The following is a 3,594-nucleotide window of genomic DNA, read 5'->3' as shown; positions in this document are numbered from 1 at the left end:
TACTCCAGAACTCTTTCCTACTCGACGCTCTTCCGATCTAGTTTGAAGTAAAAGGCGCGTTCAACCGCCGTTACGTGAGCGTTGTCGCAGCTTAATTGCGCAATCGCTGGAAGAGCCCTGTCTTGCGACGGGGCTTTTTCGTTTGTGGGGTGAGTCTCTTGCAAAACTGTTTGTATGGGCTGTCGGCGTGCGATGCAGGTCGTGTATTGGGGTCGCTGCGCTCATTTTTGCAAGAGTCTTATGTCTTGATTGTTTTTCGGCTCGTCCGTATGGCGAGAGGCGTTGGTTATGAAGTTTGTTGATGAAGTATCGATTCGCGTAAAGGCTGGTGACGGCGGCAATGGTGCCATGAGTTTCCGTCGGGAAAAATTCATCGAAAACGGTGGTCCGAACGGTGGTGATGGCGGTGATGGCGGTTCCATCTACATGATGGCCGACGAAAACCTCAACACCCTGGTGGACTACCGTTACACCCGGCACTTCGATGCCGAGCGTGGCTCCAACGGCGGCAGCACCGACTGCACCGGCAAAAAAGGTGAGGATCTGATCCTGCGCGTGCCGGTCGGTACCACGGTGATCGACTCCGCCACCCAGGAAGTCATTGGCGACCTGACCAAGGCTGGCCAGAAGTTGATGGTTGTGCAGGGCGGCTGGCACGGTCTGGGCAACACCCGTTTCAAATCCAGTACCAACCGTGCGCCGCGTCAGACCACTCCGGGTAAGCCGGGTGAGCAGCGCGACCTGAAGCTGGAAATGAAAGTGCTGGCCGACGTCGGTCTGCTGGGCTTGCCGAACGCCGGTAAAAGTACTTTTATCCGTTCGGTTTCGGCGGCCAAGCCGAAAGTTGCCGACTACCCGTTCACCACGCTGGTGCCGAACCTGGGTGTGGTCAGTGTCGATCGCTGGAAGAGCTTCGTCGTTGCCGATATTCCGGGCTTGATCGAAGGTGCTTCTGACGGTGCTGGCCTGGGTATTCGTTTCCTCAAGCACTTGGCGCGCACGCGTCTGCTGCTGCATCTCGTCGACATGGCGCCGCTGGATGACTCCAGCGCTCCGGATGCGGCGGAAGTGATCGTCAACGAGCTGATCAAATTCAGCCCGTCCCTGGCTGAGCGTGATCGCTGGCTGGTGCTGAACAAGTGCGACCAGATCCTTGAGGAAGATCACGATGCTCGCGTCAAGGAAATCGTTGATCGCCTGGAGTGGACTGGTCCGGTTTACGTGATCTCGGCCATCGCCAAGATCGGCACCGAGCGTCTTTGCCACGACATCATGCGTTACATGGAGGATCGCGCCGATCGCCTTGCTGCCGACCCGGCTTACAAGGAAGAGTTGGCCGATCTGGATCAGCGCATCGAAGACGAAGCGCGTGCGCAATTGCAGGCGCTGGACGACAAGCGTGCCCTGCGTCGCAGCGGCGTGAAGTCGGTCCATGACATCGGTGACGATGACTGGGATGAAGAAGATGTGGATGACGAAGACGGTCCGGAAATCATTTACGTGCGTGACTGATTCGTTGCAGTAAACTTAAGCGCCGCTCAATCGAGCGGCGTTTTAGTATCTGGAAATCGATCGTTGGTCAGGAACAGCCACGAATAACGTCACGGGCAGCGCTGGGTCGCGCTGTCCTCAAGCTAAGGTTGAAGATGATGCGGAGCAAGGTGACAGGTGCGCAGCGTTGGGTCGTAAAGATCGGCAGCGCTTTGCTGACAGCTGATGGCAAAGGGTTGGATCGTGCGGCAATGAGTGTCTGGGTTGAGCAGATGGTGGCCTTGCATGAGGCCGGCGTCGAGTTGGTGCTGGTGTCCTCCGGGGCGGTGGCGGCCGGCATGAGTCGTTTGGGCTGGACCGCACGACCCAGTGCGATGCATGAGCTCCAGGCGGCCGCTGCGATCGGTCAGATGGGCTTGGTGCAGGCGTGGGAATCGAGCTTCGCCGAGCATGGCCGACACACGGCGCAGATTCTCCTGACCCACGACGACCTGTCCGATCGCAAGCGCTACCTGAACGCCCGCAGTACCTTGCGTGCGCTGGTCGAGCTGAAAGTCATCCCGGTGATCAACGAAAACGACACTGTAGTCACTGATGAAATTCGTTTCGGTGACAACGATACGCTGGCGGCGCTGGTGGCCAACCTGGTCGAGGCGGATCTGTTGGTGATCCTGACGGATCGCGATGGCATGTTCGACGCTGATCCGCGCAACAATCCCGATGCGCAGATGATCTACGAGGCGCGTGCCGATGATCCGAGTCTGGATGCGGTGGCGGGCGGCACTGGCGGTGCGCTGGGGCGCGGCGGTATGCAGACCAAATTGCGCGCGGCGCGGCTGGCGGCGCGCTCAGGTGCCCACACCATCATCGTCGGTGGGCGGCTTGAGCGGGTGCTTGATCGTCTTAAGGCTGGCGAGCGTATCGGCACCTTGCTGTCGCCTGAGCGAGGCATGCTGGCTGCACGCAAGCAGTGGCTGGCCGGGCATCTGCAGACCCGTGGCACCTTAGTGCTGGATGATGGTGCGGTGTCGGCGTTGTCACAGGGCAACAAGAGCCTGCTGCCGGTGGGCGTCAAACTGGTGCAGGGCAGTTTCCGTCGCGGGGAAATGGTGGTTTGCGTGGCGCCGGACGGTCGTGAGATCGCTCGTGGTCTGGCCAACTACAGTGCGCTGGAAGCACAAAAAATTATCGGACAGTCGTCGGATGCGATTGTCGGTTTGCTGGGTTACATGGCTGAGCCGGAACTGGTTCACCGTGACAATCTGATTCTGGTTTGAGGAAAGCTCGATGCGTGTAGCAAAAGGATTGTTGGGTCTGCTGATTGCGTTGCCATTGCTGGCCTCGGCCGAGGAAATCGGTCAGGTGTCGACGGTGTTCAAGTTTGTCGGGCCGAACGACCGGATCGTGGTCGAGGCCTTTGATGATCCGAAGGTGGAAGGTGTGACCTGTTATCTGTCGCGCGCCAAGACGGGTGGTGTGAAGGGTGGTCTGGGTCTGGCCGAGGATCGCGCCGAAGCCTCGATCGCTTGCCGTCAGGTCGGTCCGATCAATTTCAAAGGTGAGCTGAAAGATGGTGACGAGGTGTTCAAGGAGCGCACGTCACTGGTGTTCAAGACCATGCAGGTGGTGCGTTTTCTCGACAAGAAACGCAATACGTTGGTGTACCTGGTCTACAGCGACCGCTTGATCGAGGGCAGTCCGCAGAATGCGGTGACGGCGATTCCGATCCTGCCGTGGGTGCCGGTTCAGCAATAAGGCAAGAAAATCCATGTGGGAGCCAGCTCCCACATTTTTTTGCTCTGTATTCACCAAATCGCAGGCAATAAAAAACCGACCCTGAGGTCGGTTTTTTAATGACTACGTCGCTTAGGCAGCTTCTTTCAGTGCCTTGACGTGGCCATTCAGACGGCTCTTATGACGAGCAGCCTTGTTCTTGTGGATGATGCCTTTATCGGCCATGCGGTCGATAACTGGCACAGCCAGAACGTATGCAGCTTGAGCTTTTTCAGCGTCTTTTGCGACGATGGCCTTAACTACATTCTTGATGTAGGTACGAACCATGGAACGCAGGCTGGCGTTGTGGCTGCGACGCTTCTCAGCCTG

At 58.0% G+C, this 3,594-nt stretch carries 4 protein-coding genes; 3 read left to right on the top strand and 1 reads right to left on the bottom strand.

The window, feature by feature from the left end:
• Positions 1–288 precede the first annotated feature (288 nt).
• From cgtA to ACIOVB_RS27200, 3 genes are all read left to right on the top strand, one after another.
• Entirely contained in the window at positions 289–1,512 is a 1,224-nt protein-coding gene (gene cgtA, locus ACIOVB_RS27210; protein WP_401272240.1) for an Obg family GTPase CgtA, read from the top strand.
• 137 nt (positions 1,513–1,649) lie between these two features.
• Positions 1,650–2,768, top strand: coding sequence for a glutamate 5-kinase (proB, locus tag ACIOVB_RS27205; RefSeq protein ID WP_401272239.1), 1,119 nt, complete (start codon positions 1,650–1,652; stop codon positions 2,766–2,768).
• Between the two features lie 10 nt (positions 2,769–2,778).
• The gene (locus ACIOVB_RS27200; protein WP_401272238.1) at positions 2,779–3,246 is read left to right on the top strand and encodes a CreA family protein; all 468 of its coding nucleotides are present in this window, start codon (positions 2,779–2,781) and stop codon (positions 3,244–3,246) included.
• Between the two features lie 111 nt (positions 3,247–3,357).
• Here ACIOVB_RS27200 and rpsT read toward each other — a convergent pair.
• A partial coding sequence (gene rpsT, locus ACIOVB_RS27195; RefSeq protein WP_401272237.1) for a 30S ribosomal protein S20 occupies positions 3,358–3,594 on the bottom strand: 237 nt, incomplete at its 5' end.

This window comes from Pseudomonas sp. NPDC087639 (assembly GCF_044743385.1).
GTDB lineage: Bacteria > Pseudomonadota > Gammaproteobacteria > Pseudomonadales > Pseudomonadaceae > Aquipseudomonas.
This window is presented reverse-complemented; position numbering and strand designations above follow the sequence as displayed.